General features: G+C 67.2%; 19 protein-coding genes, 1 tRNA gene and 1 pseudogene. 10 read left to right on the forward strand and 11 right to left on the reverse strand.

Features of this window, described 5'->3' with window-relative positions:
• Positions 1 to 204: 204 nt before the first annotated feature.
• Positions 205 to 714 carry a DUF6611 family protein gene (locus tag AC5Y4H_RS03860; protein ID WP_499978727.1) on the reverse strand — a complete coding sequence of 170 codons (510 nt, stop codon included), beginning with the start codon at positions 712 to 714 and terminating at the stop codon, positions 205 to 207.
• Between the two features lie 926 nt (positions 715 to 1,640).
• Here AC5Y4H_RS03860 and AC5Y4H_RS03865 point away from each other — a divergent pair.
• From AC5Y4H_RS03865 to AC5Y4H_RS03895, 7 genes are read left to right on the forward strand one after another with little or no spacing between them, the layout of a single operon-like run.
• Complete coding sequence (locus AC5Y4H_RS03865) at positions 1,641 to 1,724, forward strand: potassium ABC transporter ATPase (RefSeq protein ID WP_499979142.1); 84 nt, start codon at positions 1,641 to 1,643, stop codon at positions 1,722 to 1,724.
• Positions 1,721 to 1,810 (forward strand): K(+)-transporting ATPase subunit F, encoded by a 90-nt coding sequence (kdpF, locus tag AC5Y4H_RS03870; protein WP_499978728.1) that lies wholly within the window; start codon positions 1,721 to 1,723, stop codon positions 1,808 to 1,810. The genes AC5Y4H_RS03865 and kdpF overlap by 4 nt, the downstream gene beginning before the upstream one ends.
• Positions 1,810 to 3,480, forward strand: a complete 1,671-nt coding sequence (gene kdpA / locus AC5Y4H_RS03875) for a potassium-transporting ATPase subunit KdpA (RefSeq protein WP_499978729.1) — start codon at positions 1,810 to 1,812, stop codon at positions 3,478 to 3,480. Before kdpF ends, kdpA begins: the two co-directional genes overlap by 1 nt.
• Positions 3,480 to 5,630: a potassium-transporting ATPase subunit KdpB gene (gene kdpB / locus AC5Y4H_RS03880; protein ID WP_499978731.1), complete on the forward strand. Its 2,151-nt coding sequence runs from the start codon at positions 3,480 to 3,482 to the stop codon at positions 5,628 to 5,630. The genes kdpA and kdpB overlap by 1 nt, the downstream gene beginning before the upstream one ends.
• A 1-nt stretch (position 5,631) precedes the next feature.
• A complete protein-coding gene (locus AC5Y4H_RS03885; protein WP_499978732.1) occupies positions 5,632 to 6,555 on the forward strand; it encodes a potassium-transporting ATPase subunit C in 924 nt (307 codons plus the stop codon).
• A 12-nt stretch (positions 6,556 to 6,567) separates the two neighbouring features.
• Complete coding sequence (locus tag AC5Y4H_RS03890; RefSeq protein ID WP_499978734.1) at positions 6,568 to 9,141, forward strand: DUF4118 domain-containing protein; 2,574 nt, start codon at positions 6,568 to 6,570, stop codon at positions 9,139 to 9,141.
• The gene (locus AC5Y4H_RS03895; RefSeq protein ID WP_499978736.1) at positions 9,141 to 9,821 is read left to right on the forward strand and encodes a response regulator; all 681 of its coding nucleotides are present in this window, start codon (positions 9,141 to 9,143) and stop codon (positions 9,819 to 9,821) included. Before AC5Y4H_RS03890 ends, AC5Y4H_RS03895 begins: the two co-directional genes overlap by 1 nt.
• A gap of 154 nt (positions 9,822 to 9,975) precedes the next feature.
• On the opposite strand, the gene AC5Y4H_RS03900 is transcribed toward AC5Y4H_RS03895, so the two are convergent.
• The 9 genes and pseudogenes from AC5Y4H_RS03900 to mfd form a co-directional block, all read right to left on the reverse strand.
• Positions 9,976 to 10,263, reverse strand: a complete 288-nt coding sequence (locus tag AC5Y4H_RS03900; protein ID WP_499978737.1) for a hypothetical protein — start codon at positions 10,261 to 10,263, stop codon at positions 9,976 to 9,978.
• Positions 10,264 to 10,364: 101 nt separating this feature from the next.
• Entirely contained in the window at positions 10,365 to 11,321 is a 957-nt protein-coding gene (locus tag AC5Y4H_RS03905; protein ID WP_499978738.1) for a Ppx/GppA phosphatase family protein, read from the reverse strand.
• The gene (locus AC5Y4H_RS03910; protein WP_499978740.1) at positions 11,315 to 11,803 is read right to left on the reverse strand and encodes a DUF501 domain-containing protein; all 489 of its coding nucleotides are present in this window, start codon (positions 11,801 to 11,803) and stop codon (positions 11,315 to 11,317) included. Before AC5Y4H_RS03910 ends, AC5Y4H_RS03905 begins: the two co-directional genes overlap by 7 nt.
• On the reverse strand, positions 11,796 to 12,503 hold the full coding sequence (locus tag AC5Y4H_RS03915) for an FtsB family cell division protein (RefSeq protein ID WP_499978741.1): 708 nt from the start codon (positions 12,501 to 12,503) through the stop codon (positions 11,796 to 11,798). Before AC5Y4H_RS03915 ends, AC5Y4H_RS03910 begins: the two co-directional genes overlap by 8 nt.
• Before the next feature lie 20 nt (positions 12,504 to 12,523).
• Positions 12,524 to 13,813 carry a phosphopyruvate hydratase gene (gene eno, locus AC5Y4H_RS03920; RefSeq protein ID WP_499978742.1) on the reverse strand — a complete coding sequence of 430 codons (1,290 nt, stop codon included), beginning with the start codon at positions 13,811 to 13,813 and terminating at the stop codon, positions 12,524 to 12,526.
• 67 nt (positions 13,814 to 13,880) lie between these two features.
• Entirely contained in the window at positions 13,881 to 14,609 is a 729-nt protein-coding gene (locus AC5Y4H_RS03925; RefSeq protein ID WP_499979145.1) for a lytic transglycosylase domain-containing protein, read from the reverse strand.
• Between the two features lie 318 nt (positions 14,610 to 14,927).
• Positions 14,928 to 15,971, reverse strand: coding sequence for a nucleoside triphosphate pyrophosphohydrolase (locus AC5Y4H_RS03930; RefSeq protein WP_499978743.1), 1,044 nt, complete (start codon positions 15,969 to 15,971; stop codon positions 14,928 to 14,930).
• Positions 15,968 to 16,072: pseudogene (locus tag AC5Y4H_RS03935) on the reverse strand (hypothetical protein); the annotation flags it as partial. The gene AC5Y4H_RS03930 and the pseudogene AC5Y4H_RS03935, both read right to left, overlap by 4 nt.
• A 5-nt stretch (positions 16,073 to 16,077) precedes the next feature.
• Entirely contained in the window at positions 16,078 to 19,722 is a 3,645-nt protein-coding gene (gene mfd / locus AC5Y4H_RS03940; protein WP_499978745.1) for a transcription-repair coupling factor, read from the reverse strand.
• A gap of 120 nt (positions 19,723 to 19,842) precedes the next feature.
• On the opposite strand from mfd, the gene lysA reads away from it, so the two are divergent.
• The gene (gene lysA, locus AC5Y4H_RS03945; RefSeq protein WP_499978746.1) at positions 19,843 to 21,183 is read left to right on the forward strand and encodes a diaminopimelate decarboxylase; all 1,341 of its coding nucleotides are present in this window, start codon (positions 19,843 to 19,845) and stop codon (positions 21,181 to 21,183) included.
• 59 nt (positions 21,184 to 21,242) lie between these two features.
• Here lysA and AC5Y4H_RS03950 read toward each other — a convergent pair whose 3' ends face one another.
• The gene (locus AC5Y4H_RS03950) at positions 21,243 to 21,836 is read right to left on the reverse strand and encodes a TetR/AcrR family transcriptional regulator (RefSeq protein ID WP_156656103.1); all 594 of its coding nucleotides are present in this window, start codon (positions 21,834 to 21,836) and stop codon (positions 21,243 to 21,245) included.
• A gap of 182 nt (positions 21,837 to 22,018) precedes the next feature.
• On the opposite strand from AC5Y4H_RS03950, the gene AC5Y4H_RS03955 reads away from it, so the two are divergent.
• Together AC5Y4H_RS03955 and glmU are read left to right on the forward strand one after the other, a co-directional pair.
• Positions 22,019 to 22,090, forward strand: a tRNA-Gln gene (locus AC5Y4H_RS03955).
• A gap of 123 nt (positions 22,091 to 22,213) precedes the next feature.
• On the forward strand, positions 22,214 to 23,719 hold the full coding sequence (glmU, locus tag AC5Y4H_RS03960) for a bifunctional UDP-N-acetylglucosamine diphosphorylase/glucosamine-1-phosphate N-acetyltransferase GlmU (protein WP_499978747.1): 1,506 nt from the start codon (positions 22,214 to 22,216) through the stop codon (positions 23,717 to 23,719).
• Positions 23,720 to 23,725 lie beyond the last annotated feature (6 nt).

Here is a 23,725-nt window from a genome sequence, read left to right on the forward strand (position 1 = left end):
AGGCGGGCGCCAAGCCTCGCGCCTTGCACGACGTCCAAATACGGCGGGCGCGAAGTACGCGTTCTCGTGACCCTCAAATCTTTTCGCTTGTCGCTGGACCCTCAAGGCCTGGCATGGGGATCGTAGATGTCCTTTCCGCCATGCGTCGTACACGGTCAGCAAGCTCGTCGCGGCGTGAACGGCGCCGGAAATTGAATCGGGGCGTCAGACGTGAGTGGTCGCCAGGCAGTCATACGCTTTCCACCACGCTGCCTCATAGTCGACCGGCGACATGGCACGAGTCGTCAACATGCGGTCAGCCTCGATCAGCATGTCGACCAACGTCCGCCATTGCATGTACCTGCGCAACTCTTGCACGTCTGCATTATTGGGCATGAGGATGATCGACATCGACCTCGCTTGAACGCGTAGGGGGCCGGCCCTGAAGAAGAGGAGCAGGCTGATGCTCAGGTAGGCGGCCGCAGCGACTGTCAGCACGGTATCGGCTGAGGTCGCCGCGCTGCCAGACACCATGACGCCCAGCAGCATGAGCGCGGCGCCGGCTATCGGCCAAGCGCGCCACAGCCGTGCCAGCCACCGATGAGTGGTACTCACTCCGGGGCGGTAGATGGTCAGGCTATAGCGGCGAACACCGTACCGGCTGACCGTGGCCTCGTACGATCCCCAGGGGTGGGCACCGTCGAGCAGGCGCGACAACCAACTCGTCCCAAACACTGGTTTCTGGGTGGGTTGGGCAGCTACGCGTTCAACGGTTCGGTTTTGAGCCTCACGCATGATTTCGGGTCTACGCCGAACTCACGGCGCCCGCTGCGGTCCGAACAGCATCCATACGGCGCAGGCACCCATGTTTACGAATCCTTTTCGACCTAGGCACACCCAGTCGGTTTGGATCGAGTTCGGTGAACACCAGCACTTGCAATCGTCGGTGCCGGTCAGTTGAGTATCCGCCATGGCGAGCGCCCCGGTGTTCCTCTGGTTGGGCGGACGCACTGATGTGATGCCGCCCCTCGGTGCGGATGTGGCCACGGTGGCATCGAGAAGAGCCGCGCACGAATCTGTGGCTGGTTCCGACTAGTAATCCTCGTCAGCCCTGGACTTTTCGGCCTTACGCTGCGATTGGACCGTGCCGCTTAGTACGGCCGGTTCGACCTCCTCGTTCGTGATTAGCAACCCACCGAAGCGACGCGTCAGATCCTGACGTGGATGCAACGCACCGGAGTTTTGATGGATCGAGCGGGCATGGTCGAGCGCGCGCGAATCTCGAATCGGTTCCCGACGATTCCGATCGCGCCGACGTCGGTCGGCGCTACGGCACATCATGGGCCACTCACGAACAACTAAACCAGTACCTCTGATTGCTCATCGCTATCAAAGTCTTTGTCGGGGTTTGTCATAGAGCAGAAAGTAAGTGGGCGGCTGATGAACTTGCAGGGAGCCCTGAGCTCAGGCGGCGGCTTCGAACGGACGTGCGTAAAGAAAGCGTAAATGTGCACTGCGGCCCCGTTAGGAAAATGTCAACCAAAGGCCGTCCCCGATAAGTCCCAATTAATTTCAAGCTGACCTTGCCTCCGAGTACTGCGATGCGGCGGACTCGATGAGGTCCTTTCGTATCTACGTCATTGGCGAGGAACGGAGACAAGATGGGCGTGTTGGTGTACATCGTGCTCACGGTGGCGATCTTCGCCGCGCTGGGCCTCGCGCAGAAGTTGATCGAGCGCCTGTGAATTACGAAAATATCGTCGGCTTGGCATTATCCGTCGTTCTCGCGCTGTACCTCGCGGGCGCCCTGCTGTTCCCGGAGAGGTTCTAGTGAGCACAACAGCAGCGGGGCTGATGTCCCTCGCCGTTCTCGTCGTCGCACTCGTGGCGGTGCATGTGCCCTTAGGCGACTACATGTACAGGGTGTACTCGACGGACACGGACTCCTATGTCGAGCGGGCGATCTATCGGATTATCGGTGTCGATTCCCGCACGGAACAAACATGGGGAGCCTACGCGCGAAGCATCTTGGCGTTCTCGTCGGTCAGCATCTTGTTCCTGTTCGTGTTCCAGCTCGTGCAGGGCAAGTTGCCACTGCATCTGCATGACCCGGCCACCAAGATGACGCCGTCGCTGGCGTGGAACACCGCGGTCAGCTTCGTCACCAACACCAACTGGCAAGCCTATTCGGGTGAATCGACACAGGGCCATCTGGTCCAGATGGCCGGGCTGGCGGTGCAGAACTTTGTCTCAGCCGCCGTCGGAATGGCGGTGGCGGTGGCGCTGGTGCGCGGATTCGCCCGCAAACGCACCGGGGAGCTGGGCAACTTCTGGGTGGACCTGGTGCGCGGGACGCTGCGCATCCTGCTGCCCATCGCGATCTTCGGCGCAATCCTGCTGGTCGCCGGTGGCGCGATCCAGAACTTCCATCTGCACGACCAGGTTGTCACTACGCTCGGCGGCACCCAGCAGACGATCACCGGCGGCCCGGTGGCCAGCCAGGAAGTTATCAAGGAGCTCGGTACCAACGGCGGCGGGTTCTACAACGCGAACTCCGCTCATCCGTTTGAGAACCCGACGAAGTGGACCAACTGGCTGGAGATTTTCCTGCTGCTGGTGATCAGCTTCTCGCTGCCCCGCACCTTCGGGCGCATGGTGGGCAGTACCAAGCAGGGTTTCGCGATCGCATCCGTCATGGCGTCGCTCTATGCGATCAGCGTGACGTTCATGATGTGGTTCCAGTTGCAGCATCACGGCACGGCGCCGACCGCCGTCGGGTCGGCAATGGAGGGGGTCGAACAGCGGTTCGGCGTCGCCAACTCGGCGGTGTTCGCCGACTCGACGACGCTCACCTCCACCGGTGCCGTCGACTCATTCCATGACTCCTACACCAGCCTCGGCGGCATGATCACGATGTTCAACATGCAGCTCGGCGAGGTCGCACCCGGCGGCACCGGCTCCGGCCTGTACGGCATGCTCGTGCTGGCGGTGATCACCGTTTTCGTCGCAGGCCTGATGGTCGGGCGCACCCCCGAGTACCTCGGCAAGAAGATCAATCCCCGCGAAATCAAGCTCGCCGCAAGCTATTTCCTGGTGACGCCGTTGATCGTGCTGACCGGCACCGCGATCGCGATGGCCTTGCCGGGCGAACGCGCCGGCATGCTCAACACCGGCCCGCACGGGTTGTCCGAAGTCTTGTACGCGTTCACCTCCGCGGCCAACAACAACGGCTCGGCGTTCGCCGGAATCAGCGTCAACACCAACTGGTGGAATACCGCCCTGGGGTTGGCAATGGTCATCGGCCGATTCCTGCCGATCGTGCTCGTTCTCGCCCTGGCCGGCTCGCTGGCCAGGCAGGGCATGACACCTGAATCGGCGGGCACCCTACCCACCCATCGACCACAGTTCGTCGGCATGGTCGCCGGCGTGACCCTGATCCTGGTCGCCCTCACTTTCCTGCCCATGCTCGCGCTCGGGCCTCTCGCTGAAGGAATCCACTGATGACCGCGTCCACCATCGATACGGCTGGGGAGACCCAGTCGACGACGCACCCAAGCATGAAACGGGTGCAGGGCGGCCTGCTCGACCCGAAGATGCTGTGGCGCTCGACGCCCGATGCGTTGAGCAAACTCGACCCGCGCACCCTGTGGCGCAACCCGGTGATGTTCATCGTCGAGATCGGCGCCGCGTGGAGCACCGTGCTGGCCATCATCAACCCCACCTGGTTCGCGTGGCTGACCGTGGCCTGGCTGTGGCTGACCGTGCTGTTCGCGAACCTCGCGGAGGCGGTGGCCGAAGGCCGCGGCAAGGCGCAGGCCGAAACGCTGCGCAGGGCCAAAAGTCACACCGTGGCGCGGCGAATCAAGGACTGGCGGCCCGGCGCGCCGGTAAACGAAGAAGAGATTGCCGCACCACTGCTGCAGCAGGGCGACGTCGTCGTGGTCGAGGCCGGGCAGGTGATACCCGGTGACGGCGACGTGGTGGAAGGCATTGCTTCCGTTGATGAATCGGCGATCACCGGTGAGTCGGCCCCCGTGATTCGCGAGTCCGGCGGCGACCGCTCGGCGGTTACCGGCGGCACCACCGTACTGAGCGACCGTATCGTCGTGCAGATCACGCAGAAGCCCGGGGAAAGCTTCATCGATCGGATGATCGCCCTCGTCGAAGGGGCCAACCGGCAGAAGACCCCGAACGAGATCGCGCTGAACATCCTGTTGGCCGCGTTGACGATCATCTTCGTTTTCGCCGTCGCCACCCTGCAGCCGCTGGCGATCTACTCGAAGATGAATAATCCTGGAGTCCCAGACACGCAGGCGCTCAACACGAATGGCGTCACCGGAATCGTCATGGTGTCGTTGCTGGTGTGCCTGATCCCGACGACGATCGGCGCGCTGCTCTCGGCCATCGGCATCGCCGGCATGGACCGGCTGGTGCAACGCAACGTGCTCGCCATGTCCGGGCGCGCGGTGGAAGCCGCGGGCGACGTGAACACGCTGCTGCTCGACAAGACGGGCACCATCACCCTGGGCAACCGGCAGGCCGCTGCCTTCGTCCCCCTCGATGGAGTCACCAACGAGCAACTGGCCGACGCCGCACAGTTGTCCAGCCTGGCCGATGAAACACCTGAAGGACGCTCGATCGTCGTATACGCCAAGCAGCACTTCGGACTACGCGCACGGACACCGGGCGAACTCTCGCAAGCTCAATGGGTGGCCTTCTCGGCCACCACCAGGATGTCGGGTGTCGACCTCGACGGACACCTGCTGCGCAAGGGCGCGGCCAGCTCGGTCGCAGAATGGGTTCGCGGGCAAGGCGGCAAGGTGCCGCATCAGCTCGGCGAAGTCGTCGACGGCATCTCCGCCGCCGGAGGTACCCCGCTGGTCGTCGGCGAGGCCGTCAACGGCGAGGCGACAGTACTCGGTGTCATTCACCTCAAGGACGTCGTCAAGCAGGGAATGCGTGAGCGCTTCGACGAGATGCGGCGGATGGGCATCCGGACGGTGATGATCACCGGCGATAACCCGTTGACCGCCAGGGCAATTGCCGATGAGGCAGGTGTCGACGACTTCCTTGCCGAGGCCACGCCCGAGGATAAGCTCGCACTGATCAAGCGTGAACAAGAAGGCGGCAAGCTGGTCGCGATGACGGGCGACGGAACCAACGACGCGCCGGCGCTCGCTCAGGCCGACGTGGGCGTGGCGATGAACACCGGCACGTCGGCGGCCAAAGAGGCGGGCAACATGGTCGACCTCGACTCCGACCCCACAAAGCTCATCGAGATCGTCGAGATCGGTAAGCAACTGCTGATCACCCGAGGGGCGCTGACTACCTTCTCCATCGCCAACGACATTGCCAAGTATTTCGCGATCATCCCGGCGATGTTCGTGGCACTGTTCCCCGGGCTCGACATGATCAACATTATGCGGCTGCACAGCCCTCAATCGGCGATCCTGTCCGCGGTCATCTTCAACGCGGTCGTCATCGTGGCGCTGATCCCACTCTCGCTGCGCGGCGTGCGGTACACACCGAGCAGCGCGTCAAAACTGTTGAGCCGCAATCTCTATATTTACGGCCTCGGTGGCATCGTGGCACCGTTCATCGGCATCAAGCTGATCGACCTGATCGTCCAATTCGTCCCAGGGATGTCATGACATGAAGTTTTCGAATTTCGTCCGCATGCACTGGGCGGCCTTCCGCACGCTGCTGGTGCTCACCGTGGTCACCGGTCTCGCCTACCCAGCGTTCATTTGGTTGGTCGCGCAGTTCCCAGGCTTGCGGGACCAGGCCGAGGGATCGATTCTGACCGCCAACGGCAAGCCGGTGGGCAGCAGGCTGATCGGCCAACTGTTCACCGATAAGGACGGCAACGCGCTGCCGCAGTACTTCCAGAGCCGCCCATCGGCGGCCGGCAACGGCTACGACCCGCTGTCGTCGAGTGCGAGCAACCTTGGGCCGGAAAGCATCGTCGACACCGCCGCCGACCCCGCGCAACTGGCGGCCGGCAAGTCCGCGTCCGACGCGGGCTTCAAGCCGAGCCTGCTGACCACCGTGTGCTCGCGCAGCGCCGCGGTGGGCCAGCTCGAAGGTGTCGACGGATCGCGCCCGTTTTGCACCGGCGGCGGCGTCGGTGCGGTGCTGTCGGTGATCGGACCCCGCGACGCGCGCGGCAACGTCATCCACCCCACTCGGGTGGTCAGCGTCAATGAGCCGTGTCAGACGACGTCGGCTCCCTTCCTGAGCCTCTATGAGGGCGTGCGGGTCGAATGCGCCAAGTACGGCGAGGACTACTCGATCGGGCAGACCGTGCCCATCCGCGGCGCCGCACCCGCCGACCCGGCTGTGCCGGCCGACGCGGTGACCGCCAGCGGCAGCGGCCTGGACCCGGACATCTCACCGGCCTACGCCGACATCCAGGTGGCGCGGGTGGCCAAGGTACGCCACGTCAGTGCAGACCAGGTACGTGAGGTGGTTGCACAGAACAGCAGTGGCCGCGGACTGGGGTTCTTCGGTGAACCATCCGTCAATGTGCTGCAACTAAATCTGCAACTTGACCACCGGTACCCGGTCACCAGTTAGCGCCGAGGGGGGATGATGGTTGACGTGAGTGACGTCAGCCTCCGCGACCACCATCCCAAACGCGGGGAGCTGCGCATCTACCTTGGTGCGGCTCCAGGCGTGGGTAAGACGTACTCGATGCTGGGCGAGGCACATCGGCGACTGGAACGCGGCACCGATCTGGTCGGCGGAGTGGTGGAGACCCACGGGCGGTCGAAAACCGCTGAGCTGCTTGAGGGCATCGAGCTCATCCCGCCGCGCTACATCGATTATCGCGGCGGCCGCTTCGCCGAACTGGACGTGCCGGCGGTCCTGGAGCGCCGCCCCCAAGTCGTCCTCGTCGACGAACTCGCACATACCAATACGCCGGGCAGCAAGAATGCCAAGCGATGGCAAGACGTGGAGGAACTGCTCGACGCCGGGATCACGGTGATCTCAACGGTCAACGTGCAACACCTGGAAAGTCTGAACGACGTCGTCGCCCAGATCACCGGCATAGAGCAGAAGGAGACGGTACCTGACTCGGTTGTCCGACAGGCGTCTCAGGTCGAGCTCATCGACATTACACCAGAAGCGCTGCGCCGCAGGCTATCTCATGGCAACGTCTATGCACCGGATCGCATCGATGCGGCGTTGTCCAACTACTTCCGGCGTGGAAACCTGACCGCGCTAAGGGAACTGGCGCTGCTGTGGCTTGCCGACCAGGTCGACACCGCGCTGGCTAAATACCGCGCGGAGAACAAGATCACCGACATGTGGGAGGCCCGCGAGCGGGTGGTCGTGGCGGTCACCGGTGGTCCCGAATCCGAGACGCTGGTGCGACGCGCCTCGCGGATCGCGTCGAAGTCCACCGCCGAGCTCATGGTGGTGCACGTCATCCGCGGCGACGGGCTGGCGGGCCTCTCGGAAGCGCGGATGGGCAAGATCCGGGAGCTGGCGAGCAGCCTGGACGCGTCGCTGCATACCGTGGTCGGTGACGATGTGCCCACTGCCCTACTCGATTTCGCCCGCGAGATGAACGCCACGCAGTTGGTGATCGGCACCTCGCGGCGGTCGCGGTGGGCGCGCGTCTTCGAGGAGGGCATCGGCGCGCGGATCGTCGAGCTGTCGGGCAAGATCGACGTGCACCTGGTCACGCACGAGGAATCCAAACGCGGCTTTCGCTCGGCCTCCCTGGCGCCCAGCGAGCGGCGGGTCGCGTCGTGGCTGGCGGCCTTCATCGTGCCGTCGGCCATCTGCGCGGTGATCGTCACGGCGCTTGACCCGTACCTGGGCACCAGCGGCGACAGCGCCCTGTTCTTCGTCGGCGTCCTGCTGGTCGGGCTGCTGGGAGGCGTTGCCCCGGCGGTGGTTTCGGCGGTGCTGTCCAGCCTGTTGCTGAACTATTTCCTGACCGCGCCCCGACACACGTTCACCATCGCCGAGCCCGATGCGGCGGTCACCGAACTGGTGCTGCTGCTGATCGCGGTCGCGGTCGCCGTCCTGGTCGACGGCGCCGCCAAGCGCAGCCGCGAGGCCCGGCGCGCCTCGCAGGAGGCCGAGCTTTTGACCCTGTTCGCGGGGTCGGTGCTGCGGGGGGCCGATCTCGAGACGCTGCTGGAACGGGTACGAGAGACCTACTCGCAACGCGCGGTCAGCATGCTTCGTGGACCCAGCGAGGAGGAGCGCGGCGACGGCAGGAGGGGTGACGTGGTCGCGTGTGTCGGCAGGGATCCGTGCGTCACCGTCGATTTGGCCGACACCGCGATCGAGGTAGGTGACGACGAGTTCTGGATGTTGTTGGCCGGCAGGAAGCTGTCCGCGCGGGACCGCCGGGTATTGGGCGCGGTGGCCAAGCAGGCCGCGGGTTTGATCAGACAGCGTGAGCTCGCCGAAGAGGCGAGCCGCGCCGAGGCGATCGTCCGGGCCGACGAACTTCGGCGCTCGCTGTTGTCGGCGGTCAGCCACGATTTGCGCACGCCGCTGGCGGCGGCCAAGGTCGCCGTCTCCAGCCTGCGCGCCGAGGACGTCGCCTTCTCCCCCGCCGACACCGCGGAATTGCTTGCCACCATCGAGGAGTCGATCGACCAGCTGACCGCGCTGGTCGGAAACCTGCTCGACTCATCGCGTCTGGCCGCCGGGGTGATCCACCCGGAGCTCAGCCGGGTGTATCTCGAGGAGACCGTGCAACGGGCCCTGGTCAGCATCGGCAAGGGCGCCACCGGGTTCTTCCGGTCCGCGATCGATCGAGTCAAGGTCGACGTGGCCGACGCCATGGTGATGGCCGACGCGGGGCTGCTTGAACGGGTGCTGGCCAACCTGATCGACAACGCGCTGCGCTACGCACCCAACTGTGTGGTCCGGGTGAACGCCGGCCGGGTGGGTGATCGCGTGCTGATCAACGTCATCGACGAAGGCCCCGGGATTCCGCACGGGGCCGAAGAACAGATCTTCGAAGCGTTTCAACGACTCGGGGACAACGACAACACCATCGGTGTCGGCCTGGGAATGTCGGTGGCGCGGGGCTTCGTCGAAGCGATGGGCGGGACGATCACGGCCACCGACACCCCGGGCGGCGGGCTGACCGTGATCGTGGATTTGGCTGCGCCACAGGCGGTGGATGCGTGATGACCCGCGTGCTGGTGATCGACGACGAGCCGCAGATCTTGCGTGCGCTGCGCATCAACCTGTCTGTGCGGGGCTATGAGGTGATCACCGCGTCCAGCGGTGCCGGCGCATTGCGCGCGGCCGCCGAGCACAAACCCGACGTGGTGATCCTCGACCTCGGCCTGCCCGACATCTCCGGCATCGAGGTGCTGGCCGGTCTCCGCGGCTGGCTCACCGCACCTGTGATCGTGTTGTCGGCGCGCACCGATTCGTCGGACAAGGTCGAGGCGCTCGACGCCGGCGCCGACGACTATGTGACGAAACCCTTTGGCATGGACGAGTTCCTGGCGCGGCTGCGGGCGGCGGTGCGCCGCAACACCGCCGCCTCGGAGCTGGAGCAGCCGGTGATCGAAACCGAATCGTTCACCGTCGACCTGGCCGCCAAGAAGGTCACCAGGGACGGCAGCGAAGTCCACCTCACCCCGACCGAATGGGGAATGCTCGAGGTCCTCGTCCGCAACCGCGGCAAGCTGGTCGGCCGCGAGGAACTCCTCAAAGAGGTGTGGGGCCCGGCGTACGCGACCGAAACGCATTACCTGCGTGTATATCTCGCGCAGCTGCGCCGCAAGCTCGAGAATGACCCGTCGCACCCCAAGCACCTGCTCACCGAGTCGGGCATGGGGTATCGCTTCGAGGCGTGAGCATCATCGGCCGTGCCCGCGCGTTCCGGAATGCACCACGGGCGTCGTGCCACCGGCTCCGTCCGACCCGCTGCATCCCACCTGCTGCGTCCCACCCGCTGTGTCCCACCCGCCACTTTGACCTCCGCGCAGTTGGGTTAGTCACGTGCCCGCCTCATAGCGACAACCGGGCGGCCTCGCGTAATGCCAGCACGCGCTGATGGATTCGATGTTCGGTGCCGCGCGGCATGTACCCGGGCCCGTACCGGCCCCGTCCGAGTCTCCGCACCCTGCCGCGTTCGATCTCCCACCGCAACGCATCCGAGATCGCCTTCGATGGTCTTCCGCGCACCCCAAAGCTGTGCCATTGCAGCGCGTCGATCAATTCGGCGATGGTCGCCGGCCCATGCACCGCCAGTTGCATCGAGAGCACGTAGCGCAATTCAATTCCGCGAAGGTTCATCCCCGGACGGTCGCACACGGGTACGACACCGCCGAAGTTGTCGCTACGAGGCGGGCTAAAGGTGTGCCCACTGTTCTAGAGGCCGGTGTGGCGTGTGTGATCTATTCGACGACGGACAACACGATGCCGTCCAGGATGTCGTGCTCGCTGACCATCAACTCGTCGATGCCCGCGCGGGCGCGCAGCTCGCGCGCCAGCTCCTCGACCACGATCGCGCCCCCGCCGATCACATCGGCCCGGCCCTCGTGCATCGGCGGCAGCGCCGCGCGCTCGGCGCGCGTCATGCCGATCAGCCGTTCACACACCGACAACAGGTCGTGGCCGGGAACGCGCGAAAGATGAATGGCCGCAGAGTCATACGCCGTCATGTTACGGGCCAGCGCGGACAACGTGGTCATGGTCCCGGCCAGTCCGACCCACGTGTTCGCGCCCTCGACGGGCACCACCCCCAGCGCAACCTCGAGTCGTTCGCGCACCACCAGGCGCGCCGTCGCGACCTCCTCGGGCGTCGGCGGGTCGGAATGCAGGCAGCGTTCGGTCAGCCGGACGCAGCCGATGTCGGCCGAGTAGCTGGCCGTCACTCCGCCTTCGACACCGGCGCCGACCGCGATCTCGGTGGAGCCCCCACCCAGGTCGACGACGACGAAAGGTCCCGCCGCACTGTCCAACTCGCTGACGGCTCCGCGGAAAGAAAGCTCGGCCTCTTCGGCGCCGGTAATCACCTCCGCCACCGCTCCGGGCAGCACCGCACCCAGCACCTCGGCCGTCATCGCAAAGAAGGCGTCGCGGTTGGCGACATCGCGGGCGGCGGATGTCGCCACCATTCGCACCCGCCGCACGCCGTGCTCGTCGATCAAAGCCGCGTAATCGGTGAGCGCCGCGCGGGTGCGCGCTATCGCTTCCGGCGCAAACTCACCGGTCGCGTCGACACCCTGACCCAGCCGCACGATCCGCGTCTCCCGATGCACCTCGCGCAGCCGGCCACTATCGAACTCGGCGATCAGCAACCGGATTGAGTTGGTACCGCAGTCGATTCCCGCCAGCCTGCCGTTCACCACTGGCCTGCCACCAAAATGCCGTCCATCGCGGGCTCGCCCGCCAGGATCGCCAGCGCCTCGTCGCCGAACGGATTGACGCCGGGGCCCTTGGCCAGCGAATGGGCGATCAGCACGTGCAGACACTTGACCCGGTCGGGCATTCCGCCGCCGGAGAAGGTGGTCCCCAGTGATTCGATCGCGTCTCGTTCTGCCAGATACGACTCGTGGGCGCGCCGGTAGGCGGCGGCCAACTCGGCGTCCCGCGCGAGTCGCTCGGTCATCTCGCGCATCAACCCGGTGGTCTCCAGCCTGCTGGCGGCGGCCGTCAGCGCCGGATGGGTCAGGTAGTACAACGTCGGAAACGGCGTGCCGTCAGGCAGTTTCGGCGCGGTCTTCACCACGCCGGGTTCACCATTGGGACAGCGGTAGGCGATGTCGAGTACCCCGCGCGGCTCGCGCCCGAGCTGGCGCGCCACCGCTTCCAGGTCGGCATGCTCAGCCACCGGGACCCGGGGGATTCGGGGCGGGTGCCGGACCGGGCGATCCCGGTTCGGCCGGAGGCGGTGGTGGCGCAGGCGAATTGGCCGGTGGCAGGTGCGGGGCGTCGGCGATGGTGTGCCACAGCGATGTGTACCAAGGATCGCCGTTGGCCGGCTTCGCCGACGGGGATCCCGGCTGCGTGGGTTCGGCAGCCGACGGCGGAAGCTGAACCTGGAATGGGATGTCTCCGGGCTTGACGAATCCGAGCCGCTCGCGGGCCTGCGCCGCAATGTAGGCCGGGTCAGCGAGTTTGGCCTTTCGCTGCTCCAACTCCGCGACCTGGCTGCGCAGCGCAGCCTCGGTGGCGGCCAGCTGATTCATCTCGGTGCGCTGAGCAAAGTAGGTGCGGACCGGTCCGGCGATGGTCAACGTCAGCACACAGACCACCGCCGCGAGCACCGCCGCGCGGCGCGCCGTGAAGCCCAGCCGTTGCTCGGAGCGCTGCTCAACGGATTCGGCGGCTTGGCGCGCGATGGGTTCGACGACATGCTCTTGCTGCGTTCGGGTGGGGGTCCGGCCGGCCTGGTTCGCGGTGGGCGACGTCCGCGAAGACGGCTTGGAGGACGGCTTGGCGGTGCGACGGCCCCGACCCGAATCGCCGGCCTTCCCCGGGCGGGATGCCGGGGAGCGCCGCTTCGAGTCGGACCGTTTCGCGTCAGCCATGTCAGCCGTTGAACGTCAAGCTATTTCGCCTCCACGGCGTACCGGGGGAAGGCCAGGTCACCGGCGTAGCGGGCGGCGTCACCGAGCGCCTCTTCGATTCGCAGCAGCTGGTTGTACTTGGCGACACGCTCGCTGCGGGCCGGCGCGCCGGTCTTGATCTGCCCGCTGCCGACGGCCACCGCCAGGTCGGCGATCGTGGTGTCCTCGGTCTCGCCGCTGCGGTGGCTCATCATCGTGCGATAGCCGCTGTGGTGGGCCAGCGCGACAGCGTCCAGGGTCTCGGTCAGCGTGCCGATCTGATTCACCTTGACCAGCAACGCGTTTGCGACGCCCTTGTCGATGCCCTCTTCCAGCCGCTCGGGATTGGTGACGAAGATGTCATCGCCCACCAGCTGCACCCGCTCACCGATCGACGCGGTCAACGTCACCCAGCCGTCCCAATCGTCTTCTGACAGCGGGTCTTCGATAGACACCAGCGGGTACGAGCCGAGCAGACCGGCGTAGAACTCCGCCATCTGCTCGGCGGTGCGGGTCGCGCCCTCGAACTTGTAGCCGGTCCCGTCGGTGAAAAACTCGGTGGCGGCCGCGTCGAGGGCCAGCGCCACGTCGGCGCCGAGCTTGAAACCGACCGACTCGATGGCGCGGCTGATCAAATCCAGGGCCGCGGTGGTGCCCGCGACGTCGGGGGCGAAACCGCCCTCGTCGCCCAGGCCCGTGCTCAGACCCTCCTTCTTGAGCACCGACTTCAGCGCGTGATATACCTCGGCGCCCCAGCGCAGCGCCTCGGCGAAGCTGGGCGCGCCGATCGGCGCGACCATGAACTCCTGGATGTCGACGGCGGTGTCGGCGTGCGCGCCGCCGTTGAGGATGTTCATCATCGGCACCGGCAGGATGTGCGCGTTCGGACCGCCGAGGTAACGGAACAGCGGCAGCTCGGCGGAATCGGCAGCGGCCTTCGCCACGGCCAGGGACACACCCAGGATCGCGTTGCCACCCAGCCTCGACTTGTCGGGCGTGCCATCCAGGTCCAGCAGCGCCTGGTCCACCAACCGCTGATCATCCGCGTTCAGGCCGATCACCGCGGGACCGATCTCGTCCAGCACGGCCTGCACCGCTTTCCGCACACCCTTGCCGCCGTAACGCTCTCCGCCGTCGCGCAGTTCGACGGCCTCGTGCTCACCCGTCGACGCGCCGGACGGCACCGCCGCGCGGGCAAAGGTCCCGTCGATCAGGGCTATCTCGACCTCGACTGTCGGGTTACCGCGGGAATCGAGGATCTCGCGGGCCCCGACCTGCTCGATAATCGGCACTGAGTTCTCCTTGCCTAGACTTGCCCGGTCGCCGGTGCGTGCTTTCGCCGGTCAGCGATACATCCTGCTACAGCGGGTGACCCTTCGCGTAGGCGGTTGCCCAATCGCGGACCGCCCGGGCGTAGACACCGGAGTTGTTGTAGGCGCGCAGCGCGGTGATCCAGCCGCGGGGGGTTCCGAGATCCTTTCCACGCCAACACAGATAGCCGGCCGCCGCGAGGGCGGCGTCGTCGATGTTGTCCGGGCTGACCCGGCCGTCATTGTGAGCGTCGACACCATAGAGCCGCCAAGTCTCCGGGATGAACTGCATCGGCCCCATGGCGCGCGTCACGCCGTCCCCGTCGGTGACCGCTTCCTCGCTGTCGACGATGCGCAGGGTGCCGCCGCTGCCGTCGAGGCGGACGCCCCGAATCGGGGGGCTCACATCGCCGTTGGGGGCCAGTCGCGCGCCGCGATAGGTGCCGTGGTGACTCTCGACCTGGCCGATGCCGGCCAGCGTGGTCCAGGCGATGTGGCATTTCGGGTTTTCGACTTCGGCGACGCGGGCCGCGTAGGCATAGGCCTCGAGCGCGATCACCGGGATCTCCAGCGCCGCCGACCGCTGCGCCGCCCACTCGCGCAACTGATCCGCGGGCCGGCCGCTGGCATGGGTGTCGACCGCCGGCACCGGATCCCCGGCCGGCGGCGGGACGCCGTCGGGAATGAACAGGCTGAGCTGCCAGGTACAGCTAGAGGCCAGCACGATCGCGGTCGCGCCGATCACGGCGGCCGCGCGCATCCAACGCCTCGGCGACACCATGCTTTCCTGAGCTCCCCTAAACTCGCCTGCACCAACTTCCGCCACACCATCGTCCCATGCGTTCGGCGGCTACCCGGTTGACGCGGGCCTCGACGCACCGAACCCTCGCCGGCCTCAGCTAATCATTGGTTAGCTGCTGGTCGCCTTGGCTAGCGCGCCCAGACCGGTGCCGACCACGGGAATTCGCAACCTCATCCACGATATTACCGACCCCACAACGGCAAATTCGGCAAACATTTCGGTGATCGCTCGCAGCGACGGGCGAAAGTGTGAAATTAGGCGCGGCGGGGCCGCGGTAAGGGCGTTGCCGTTCGGTCAGCTATCACCCGCCGCGGCGTCGGCGCTGGACTCCACCTCGACCAAGTCGGGGTCGGCCGCACCGTCGTCGTCGGCCACCGACTCCTGCGGCCGCTCGTCTACTGCCGCTGGGACCGCAGGCCAGTTCTCACGCCACTCCTCTTCGGAGATCTCGCCGAGCGGGGCCAGGTCGAACTCCTCGGGAACATCGGTGCCGCGGCGAGCGGCCGAGATCGTCCGCTCGACTTGGCGGACCGTCTCGACGAAATCCAGAACGGCGGCGCGCAGGGCACTTTCGGCATCAACATCGGCCGACACTGAAATCGAACTGATCGCCTCGGGAATCAGGTCGGCCGGCAGGCCCGCTCTGCCGGCGCGCGCAATGACCTTCTGGGCCAACGCCAATGCGGGCTGCCCGGTGTGCACATCGTCCATCACCGATTTGCGTGGCTTTTCGGCCGCTTTGCGCTCTTCCCACTGGGCCAACTGTTCTTCGAGCGAAATAGATTGTCCCGCAAGCACTCCCGGCACCCGATTGCCCAGTTTGCGCATCAGGGTAGCGGCGACGTCGTCGATGGTGAAGGGGAACTGCGACGCGTCCTCGGCGATGCGGGCGTGGAACAGCACCTGCAGCAGCACGTCGCCCAGCTCTTCGCGCAACTGGTCGGCATTGCCGCTGCCGACCGCGTCCAGCAGTTCGTAGGTCTCCTCCAGCAGGAATCTGCGCAGGGAGTCGTGCGTTTGCTCGCTCTCCCACGGCCCGGCGGTGCGCAGTTTGTCCATCATCGCCACGGCATCGACCAGCCGTTCACCGCGCGGCGTCTCGGGCGCCGAGATCAGCCGGGCACCGGCCGCCAACCGGGCGACGACGGCGGGGTGGTCGCGGTCCGACGACAGCAGCACCGGGGCGTCTTCACCGGAGTGCACCGGGCGCGCCGCGGGCAGCGACCAGGGCACCGCGACGGGCATTTCTTCGGTGTATTGCACCTCACCGCTGATGTGCTCGATCGCTTCGACGGGCACCAGCGAGGGGCGGCGGGGGTCGAACAAGACGACGATCATGTGCGCCCCTCCTTCTCATCGCTTCGTCCCCCGCAAGCGGGCGGGGGTCCCCCCAGCCGCAGCGCGTTGAGAAGGAGTACCCCCACTGCGTCGTCGCGGGCGCTGATCATCGCTCACTTGCCATCGACGCAGGCAGTTCACTCGTTATACCAATGTCGGTCTGCGGTTTACCCTGCAGTGCCGTCACCAGGTTGGCCACCATCTGCACCAGCTCGACATCACGCAGCCGGGGTGCGCCGACCCCGCCGGCCCGCGGGATGGGAACCTGCACCGTCGACGTCGTGGCGCGGTAGCTCGCGGCCGGATACATCCGCTTGAGCCGCACCTGAGCGGAATCCGGCAGCGTCATCGGCGAGAGCCGCACGGTCGACGCCGACGCCGCCGACACCTCGGTGATGCCGGCGCCGCGGCACAGCAGCCGCAGCCGCGCCACCGCCACCAGCCGCAGGGCCGGTTCGGGCAGCGGCCCGTACCGGTCGATGAGCTCCTCGACGACCGCGTCGATCTCGCCGTCGGTGGCCGCCGCGGCCAGCCGCCGGTAGCCCTCCAGGCGCAGCCGGTCACTGGCGATGTAGTCCGGCGGCAGATGCGCGTCGACCGGCAGGTCGATCCGCACGTCCTTCGGCTCCTCGGTGGTGGTGACGGTCTGGCCGTCGGCGGCCGCCCGGTAGGCCTCCACCGCTTCGCCCACCAACCGGACGTACAGGTCGAACCCGACCCCGGCGACGTGCCCGGACTGCTCGACTCCCAGCACGTTGCCGGCGCCGCGGATCTCGAGATCCTTCATCGCAACGGCCATGCCCGCGCCCAGCTCGTTGTTCTGCGCGATGGTGGCCAGCCGGTCGTAGGCCGTCTCGGTCAGCGGCGAGTGCGGCGGATACAGGAAGTAGGCGTAGCCGCGCTCTCGGCTGCGGCCGACCCGGCCGCGCAGCTGGTGCAGCTGCGAGAGACCGAAGGTGTCGGCGCGCTCGACGATCAGCGTGTTGGCGTTGGAGATGTCCAGCCCGGTCTCCACGATCGTGGTGCACACCAGAATGTCGTATTCGCGGTTCCAGAACCCCTGCACCGTGCGCTCGAGCCGTTCTTCGGGCATCTGTCCGTGCGCGACGACCACCCGCGCCTCGGGCACCAGCTCCCGGATCCGGGCCGCCGTCCGGTCGATCGAGCTGACGCGGTTGTGCACGTAGAAGACCTGCCCGTCGCGGAGCAGCTCGCGCCGCAGGGCGGCCGCGACCTGCTTGTCGTCCTGCGGGCCGACGTAGGTCAGCACGGGATACCGCTCCTCGGGCGGCGTCAGGATCGTCGACATCTCGCGGATCCCGGCCAGGCTCATCTCCAGCGTCCGCGGTATCGGGGTGGCGCTCATGGTCAGCACGTCGACGTGGGTGCGTAGCGACTTGATGTGCTCTTTGTGCTCGACGCCGAACCGCTGCTCCTCGTCGACCACGACCAGGCCGAGGTCCTTCCACCGCACCCCGGTCTGCAGCAGCCGGTGCGTGCCGATCACCACGTCCACCGATCCGTCGGCCAGGCCCTCGATGACGGCCTTGGATTCGGCCGCGTCGGTGAACCGGGACAGGCCCTTGACGGTCACCGGAAATCCGGTCATCCGGTCGCTGAAGGTCTGCAGATGCTGGTCGGCCAGCAGGGTGGTGGGCACCAGCACGGCGACCTGCTTCCCGTCCTGGACCGCCTTGAACGCCGCCCGCACCGCGATCTCGGTCTTGCCGTAGCCGACGTCGCCGCAGATCACCCGGTCCATCGGGATCGGCTTTTCCATATCCCCCTTGACCTCGGTTATCGCGGTCAGCTGGTCAACGGTCTCGGTGTAGCCGAACGCGTCCTCCATCTCCGCCTGCCAGGGGGTGTCCGGGCCGAACGCGTGCCCGGGGCTGGCCTGCCGCTTGGCGTACAGCGACACCAGCTCGCCGGCGATCTCGCGCACGGCGCGGCGGGCCTTGGTCTTGGTGTTGGTCCAGTCGCTGCCGCCCAGTTTGCTCAGCGCGGGCGCCTGCCCGCCGACGTACCGCGACAGCTGGTCCAGCGAATCCATCGGCACGTAAAGCTTGTCCGATCCGCCGCCACGCTTGCTCGAGGCGTATTCGAGCACCAGGTACTCGCGCCGGGCGCCGCCGACGGTGCGCTCCACCATCTCCACGAACCGGCCGATGCCGTGCTGATCGTGCACCACCAGATCGCCGGCGGTCAGCGCCAGCGGATCAACGGTGTTGCGCCGCTTGGCCGCCAGGCGCTTGCCCTCGACGGCCGTCACCCGGCTGCCGGTCAGATCCGTCTCGGTGATCACCACCAACGAGGCGCCCGGGATGATGACGCCGTCGTGCAGCGGTCCCTTGAGCACACCGACCACGCCGGCCTTGGGCGCCGCACCGGATTCGAGCATGGCGGCGGGGGTGTCGCACTCGGCCAACCGCTCCACCACGCGATGCGCGGTCCCGGTGCCCGGCGCGACGACGACGGCGTAGCCGCCCGTGCTGACGTGCGCGCGCAGCATCGCGAAGATGCCGTCGATGTCGTGCTGGTGTCCCCGGGCCGACGGCGCCGAGCGGATCTCCAGCTCTACGGCCGACTCGTCGGACAGCTGGCTCAGCGTCCACCACGGATGCCCGCCGCGAGCCGCCGCGGCTCGCACCTCATCGAGTTCGGCGAAACCCGATCCGCCGAACTGCGCTACGTCGACCGGGGCGTCAGTACCCAGCGCGGCGACCGACCACGATGCTTCGAGGAATTCGCTGCCGGTCTTGATCAGGTCGGCGGCGCGGGTGCGGACCTTCTCCGGGTCACAGAGCAAGACCGGTGTGCGCTCGGCCAATTGGTCGGTCAGCAGCACGTGCTCGCCGGGCCGAAGCACCGGCAACAGCGCCTCCATGCCGTCGACCGCGATGCCCTCGGCGATCTTGGCCAGCATGTCGGTGACGCTGCCGGTGATGGCGGGCTCGGTGGTGCGGTGCCGCGCGGCCAGTTCGGCGGCGCGCTCCCGCACCTCATCGGTCAGCAGCAGTTCGCGGCAGGCCACCGCGATCAGGGTGTCGACCTCGATCTCGGGGATCGAGCGCTGGTCGGCGACCGAGAACATCCGCATCTCGCTGACCTCGTCGCCCCAGAACTCGATGCGCACCGGGTGCTCGGCGGTCGGCGGGAAAACGTCGAGAATGCCTCCGCGCACGGCGAATTCGCCGCGCCGGCCCACCATGTCCACCCGGGTGTAGGCCAGCTCGGCGAGCCGGGTGATCACGCTCTCGAATTCGATCTCCGCGCCAACGCTCAACGTGACCGGCTCCACCAGCCCCAGCTGCGGCGTCATCGGCTGCAGCAGCGAGCGCACCGCGGTCACCACCACCCGCAGGGGCGGACCCAGCCGCGGGTCGTCGGGATGGGCCAGCCGGCGCAACACCGTCAAACGGGCGCCGACGGTATCGACGCCGGGCGAAAGTCGCTCGTGCGGCAGCGTTTCCCACGACGGGAAGACCGCGACGGCATCGCCGAAGACACCGCGCAGTTCAGCGGTCAAGTCATCGGCTTCGCGCCCGGTCGCGGTGACTACCAGCAAAGGACCCAACCGCGCCAGCGCACTGGCGACAAACAGCCGTGCGCTGGCTGGACCCACCAGGTGTAATTCGGCCGGCGAAGCGGCCGCGCTGTCGATCAACTGCTGGAAGGTCGGCGCGGTGAGCGCCAATTCAACGAGCCCCGCGATCGGGGTTTCTGGGCGAGCAGCCCCCGGTGCGGTCATGATGAATTCCATTCTAGGGGCGGCACCGGACACACCGAACCCCGTCAAAATCGGGCTCGCTGCCGTCAAGAGAGCGTAAGGAGTGCACCACCGGGTTACCCGCGGGCGCACGTTGAATTCATGACATTGCTGGACATCCTGCCGTCACTCGGTCAGGCGGCTTCCGCGCGTTTCGATCCCGCGATCTGGCCCATCACCGCCCATCCCGACGAGGAGGGCAGGCTGTGCGTCGGCGGTGTACCACTGGCCGATATCGCAGACGAGTTCCACACACCGGCCTACGTCATCGACGAAACCGACTTCCGGCATCGCGCCCGCCGCTACCGCAAAACGCTGCGCGGCGTCGATGTGATCTACGCCGGGAAGTCGCTATTGAGCACCGCGGTCGCCCGCTGGGCCCGCGAAGAGGGCCTCGGCCTCGACGTCTGCTCCGGCGGCGAGCTGGCCGTCGCCCTCGCCGGTGGAGTCGACCCGGCACGCATCGTCATGCACGGCAACGCGAAATCGCCCGAGGAGCTGCGCGAGGCGGTGCGCGTCGGCGTGGGGCGCATCGTGCTGGATTCCGGCATGGAGATCGCCTACCTCGCCGGCCTGGCGCAGCGGCGCCAGCGGGTGCTCATAAGGGTGACCCCGGACATCGACATCCACGGCCACCGGGCCGTCACCACCGGCATCAGCGACCAGAAGTTCGGGTTCACGCTGCACGGCGACCGGGCCGACGTCGCGGCCCAGCGGGTGCTGTCGCACCCGATCCTCGACCTCGTCGGCCTGCACTGCCACATCGGCTCGCAGGTGTCCGACCCCGCCCTGTACGGGGAGGCGATCCACAGGATGATCGCCGCGATGGCCGACATCCGGGCCCGACACGGCGTCATCCTCACCGAGCTGAACATCGGCGGCGGGCACGCCGTCCCCTACGTCCCCGGCGATCGCGTTCTCAATCTCGAGCAGCTGGCCGACGTCATCGAGAACGCTCTCGACGAGGGCTGCGCCGCCGAGCATTTCCCGCGGCCGCAGATCGTCGTGGAACCGGGGCGGGCCATCTGCGGCCGGGCCGGGGTGACGCTGTACCGGGTGTGCTCGATCAAAACCCAGCCGGGTGGCCGCACGTTCGTCGCTGTCGACGGCGGCATGAGCGACAACCCGCGGGTGTCGCTGTACGGCGCGCAATACACGGCCGCGCTGGCCAACCGGCATTCGTTGGGACTCAAGCAGCGGGTCACCGTCGTCGGCCGGCATTGCGAGGCGGGCGACGAGATCGCCCGCGACGTCGAACTGCCGGCGGACCTGCATCCCGGTGACCTGCTGGCCGTGGCCTGCACCGGCGCCTACCACCACAGCATGGCGTCGAACTACAACATGGTCGGCCGTCCCGCGCTGGTGGCGGTCAGGGACGGGCGTGTCCGCGAACTGGTTCGCCGGGAGACCGTTGCCGACCTGCTGGCCCGCGACTGCGGCTAGTGGCGATCGCAAGCGCGGCGTAGCCGGGCGCAGCGGGTCGCCACCATCGGGTTAGCTGGTTACTCGTCCTGCAGCCGAGGATCGGCCTCCAGGTGGGTCAGCCCGTTCCACATCAGGTTGACCAGGTGGGCCGCCACCACTTCCTTCTTGGGCTCCCGCGTATCGAGCCACCACTGCGCCGTCATCGACACGGAGCCGACGAGTGCCTGGGCGTACAGCGGCGCCAGCCCGGGATCGAGGCCACGCCGGGAGAAATCGCCGGCCAGGATGGAGCTGACCTGGTTGACGGCGTCATTGAGCAGGCTGGAGTACGTGCCCGAGCTGATCGCCGCCGGCGAGTCGCGGATCATGATCCGGAAGCCGTCGGTGCGCTGTTCGACGTAGGTGAGCAGCGCCAGTGCCACCCGCTCGACGCGCACCCGGGACCGGTTGTTGGTCAGCGACGAGGTGATGCCGTCGAGCAGCGCCGACATCTCGCGGTCGACGACCACGGCGTACAGGCCTTCCTTGCCGCCGAAGTGCTCGTAGACGACCGGTTTGGACACATTAGCGCGCAGCGCGATCTCCTCGATCGAGGTGCCTTCGTAGCCGCGTTCGGCGAACAGCGTGCGCGCGATGCCGACGAGCTGTTGGCGGCGCTCGGTGCCGGTCATCCGCGCGCGCGGCGCCCGCGCTTCCTTCTCCACCTTGTCCGGGTCACGGTCCAGCACGGCCACGTCAATCAGCGTATCGGGCGTCCGGCGGTTCAGCGGCCGACAAGCGGCCTGCATCGTCGTCAGACTAAAGTCTTCATGGCGCGGTCGGTGTCAACCCGCCGCTCGCCATGGGTCAGCGATCCGTCGTGGTGTAATCGGCAGCACCTCTGATTTTGGTTCAGATAGTTCAGGTTCGAGTCCTGGCGACGGAGCTTCACATTGTCATTGCGAAATGTCTCGTTTTTTGCCTTCACCGCAGATGAAGTGACACGCTTGACGGCGTGTCGGCGCCTGCGCGCGCAGCGCGTGCGGGACATACCCGAAGAGGAGGGTTGATGTCGTCTCCCGGTGATACCGCGGTCCTGGTGCTGGCGGCCGGGCCCGGCACCCGGATGCGGTCGGACACCCCAAAAGTCCTGCACACCATCGGCGGGCGCAGCATGCTGGCCCATCTCCTGCACACCATCACCAAGGTGGCTCCCCAACACCTGGCCGTGGTCCTGGGCCACGATCATGAGCGCATCGCGCCACTGGTGGCCGACTGGGCCGACGCCCTGGGCCGTCCCGTCGAGGTCGCGCTGCAGGACCGCCCCCGCGGCACCGGCGACGCCGTGCTGTGCGGCCTGTCGGCGCTGCCCCCCGACTACGCCGGGGTGGTCGTCGTCACCTCGGGCGACACCCCCCTCCTCGACGCCGACACCTTGGCCGACCTGATCGCCACCCACAGCGCGGCCCCGGCCGCGGTCACCGTGCTGACCACGACGGTGAGCGACCCCAGCGGTTACGGCCGCATCCTGCGCACCCAGGACAACGAGGTGATGGCAATCGTGGAACACGCCGATGCCACACCCTCGCAACGCGAGATCCGTGAGGTCAACGCCGGCGTCTACGCCTTCGACACCGCGGCGCTGCGCTCCGCGCTGAACCGGTTGAGCTCCAACAACGCCCAGCACGAGCTCTATCTGACCGACGTCATCGCCATCCTGCGCGGCGACGGCCTGGCCATCCACGCCCGCCACGTCGACGACAGCGCCCTGGTGGCCGGCGTCAACAACCGCGTCCAACTCGCGCAGTTGGGCGCGGAACTGAACCGCCGCATCGTCGCGGCCCACCAGCTGGCCGGCGTCACCATCGTCGACCCCGCGACCACCTGGATCGACGTCGACGTCAGCGTCGGGCGCGACACCGTCATCCAGCCCGGTACGCAGCTGCTCGGCCGGACTCAGGTCGGGAGTCACTGCGTCGTCGGCCCGGACACCACCCTGACCGACGTCAGCGTCGGCGATGGCGCCTCGGTGGTGCGCACCCACGGCACCGCGTCGTCGATCGGTGCCGGCGCGACCGTCGGGCCGTTCACCTACCTGCGGCCCGGGACCGTGCTCGGCGACGACGGCAAGCTCGGCGCGTTCGTCGAGACGAAGAACGCCACCATCGGCACCGGCTCCAAAGTGCCGCACCTGACCTACGTCGGGGACGCCGACATCGGCGAACACAGCAACATCGGCGCGTCCAGCGTGTTCGTCAACTACGACGGCGAATCCAAACGGCGGACCACCATCGGTTCGCACGTGCGCACCGGCTCGGACACCATGTTCGTGGCGCCGGTGACCGTCGGCGACGGCGCCTACACCGGAGCGGGCACGGTGGTGCGCGACGACGTCCCGCCCGGAACGCTGGCGGTATCCGCGGGTCCGCAACGCAACATCGAAGGTTGGGTGCGCCGCAAGCGCCCGGGCAGTGCGGCCGCGCAGGCGGCTGAGGCCGCCGAGAAAGCCGCCGGTCAGAGCGCCCCACAGGTCTCCGACGCCGGCCAAGCACCAGAAGCCGAATCGACACCGTGAATTTGC

It is taken from the genome of Mycobacterium sp. NGS58, from assembly GCF_059812385.1.

What these genes read in the sequence shown, in the direction of transcription:
- kdpB (WP_499978731.1), top strand. Translation starts at nt 3,480, where the DNA reads ATGACCGCGTCCACCATCGATACGGCTGGGGAGACCCAGTCGACGACG.
- AC5Y4H_RS03930 (WP_499978743.1), bottom strand. Translation starts at nt 15,971, where the DNA reads ATGATCGTCGTCTTGTTCGACCCCCGCCGCCCCTCGCTGGTGCCCGTC.
- glmU (WP_499978747.1), top strand. Translation starts at nt 22,214, where the DNA reads ATGTCGTCTCCCGGTGATACCGCGGTCCTGGTGCTGGCGGCCGGGCCC.
- AC5Y4H_RS03885 (WP_499978732.1), top strand. Translation starts at nt 5,632, where the DNA reads ATGAAGTTTTCGAATTTCGTCCGCATGCACTGGGCGGCCTTCCGCACG.
- mfd (WP_499978745.1), bottom strand. Translation starts at nt 19,722, where the DNA reads ATGACCGCACCGGGGGCTGCTCGCCCAGAAACCCCGATCGCGGGGCTC.
- AC5Y4H_RS03895 (WP_499978736.1), top strand. Translation starts at nt 9,141, where the DNA reads ATGACCCGCGTGCTGGTGATCGACGACGAGCCGCAGATCTTGCGTGCG.
- lysA (WP_499978746.1), top strand. Translation starts at nt 19,843, where the DNA reads ATGACATTGCTGGACATCCTGCCGTCACTCGGTCAGGCGGCTTCCGCG.
- AC5Y4H_RS03900 (WP_499978737.1), bottom strand. Translation starts at nt 10,263, where the DNA reads ATGAACCTTCGCGGAATTGAATTGCGCTACGTGCTCTCGATGCAACTG.
- AC5Y4H_RS03865 (WP_499979142.1), top strand. Translation starts at nt 1,641, where the DNA reads ATGGGCGTGTTGGTGTACATCGTGCTCACGGTGGCGATCTTCGCCGCG.
- AC5Y4H_RS03915 (WP_499978741.1), bottom strand. Translation starts at nt 12,503, where the DNA reads ATGGCTGACGCGAAACGGTCCGACTCGAAGCGGCGCTCCCCGGCATCC.
- AC5Y4H_RS03890 (WP_499978734.1), top strand. Translation starts at nt 6,568, where the DNA reads ATGATGGTTGACGTGAGTGACGTCAGCCTCCGCGACCACCATCCCAAA.
- AC5Y4H_RS03950 (WP_156656103.1), bottom strand. Translation starts at nt 21,836, where the DNA reads ATGACCGGCACCGAGCGCCGCCAACAGCTCGTCGGCATCGCGCGCACG.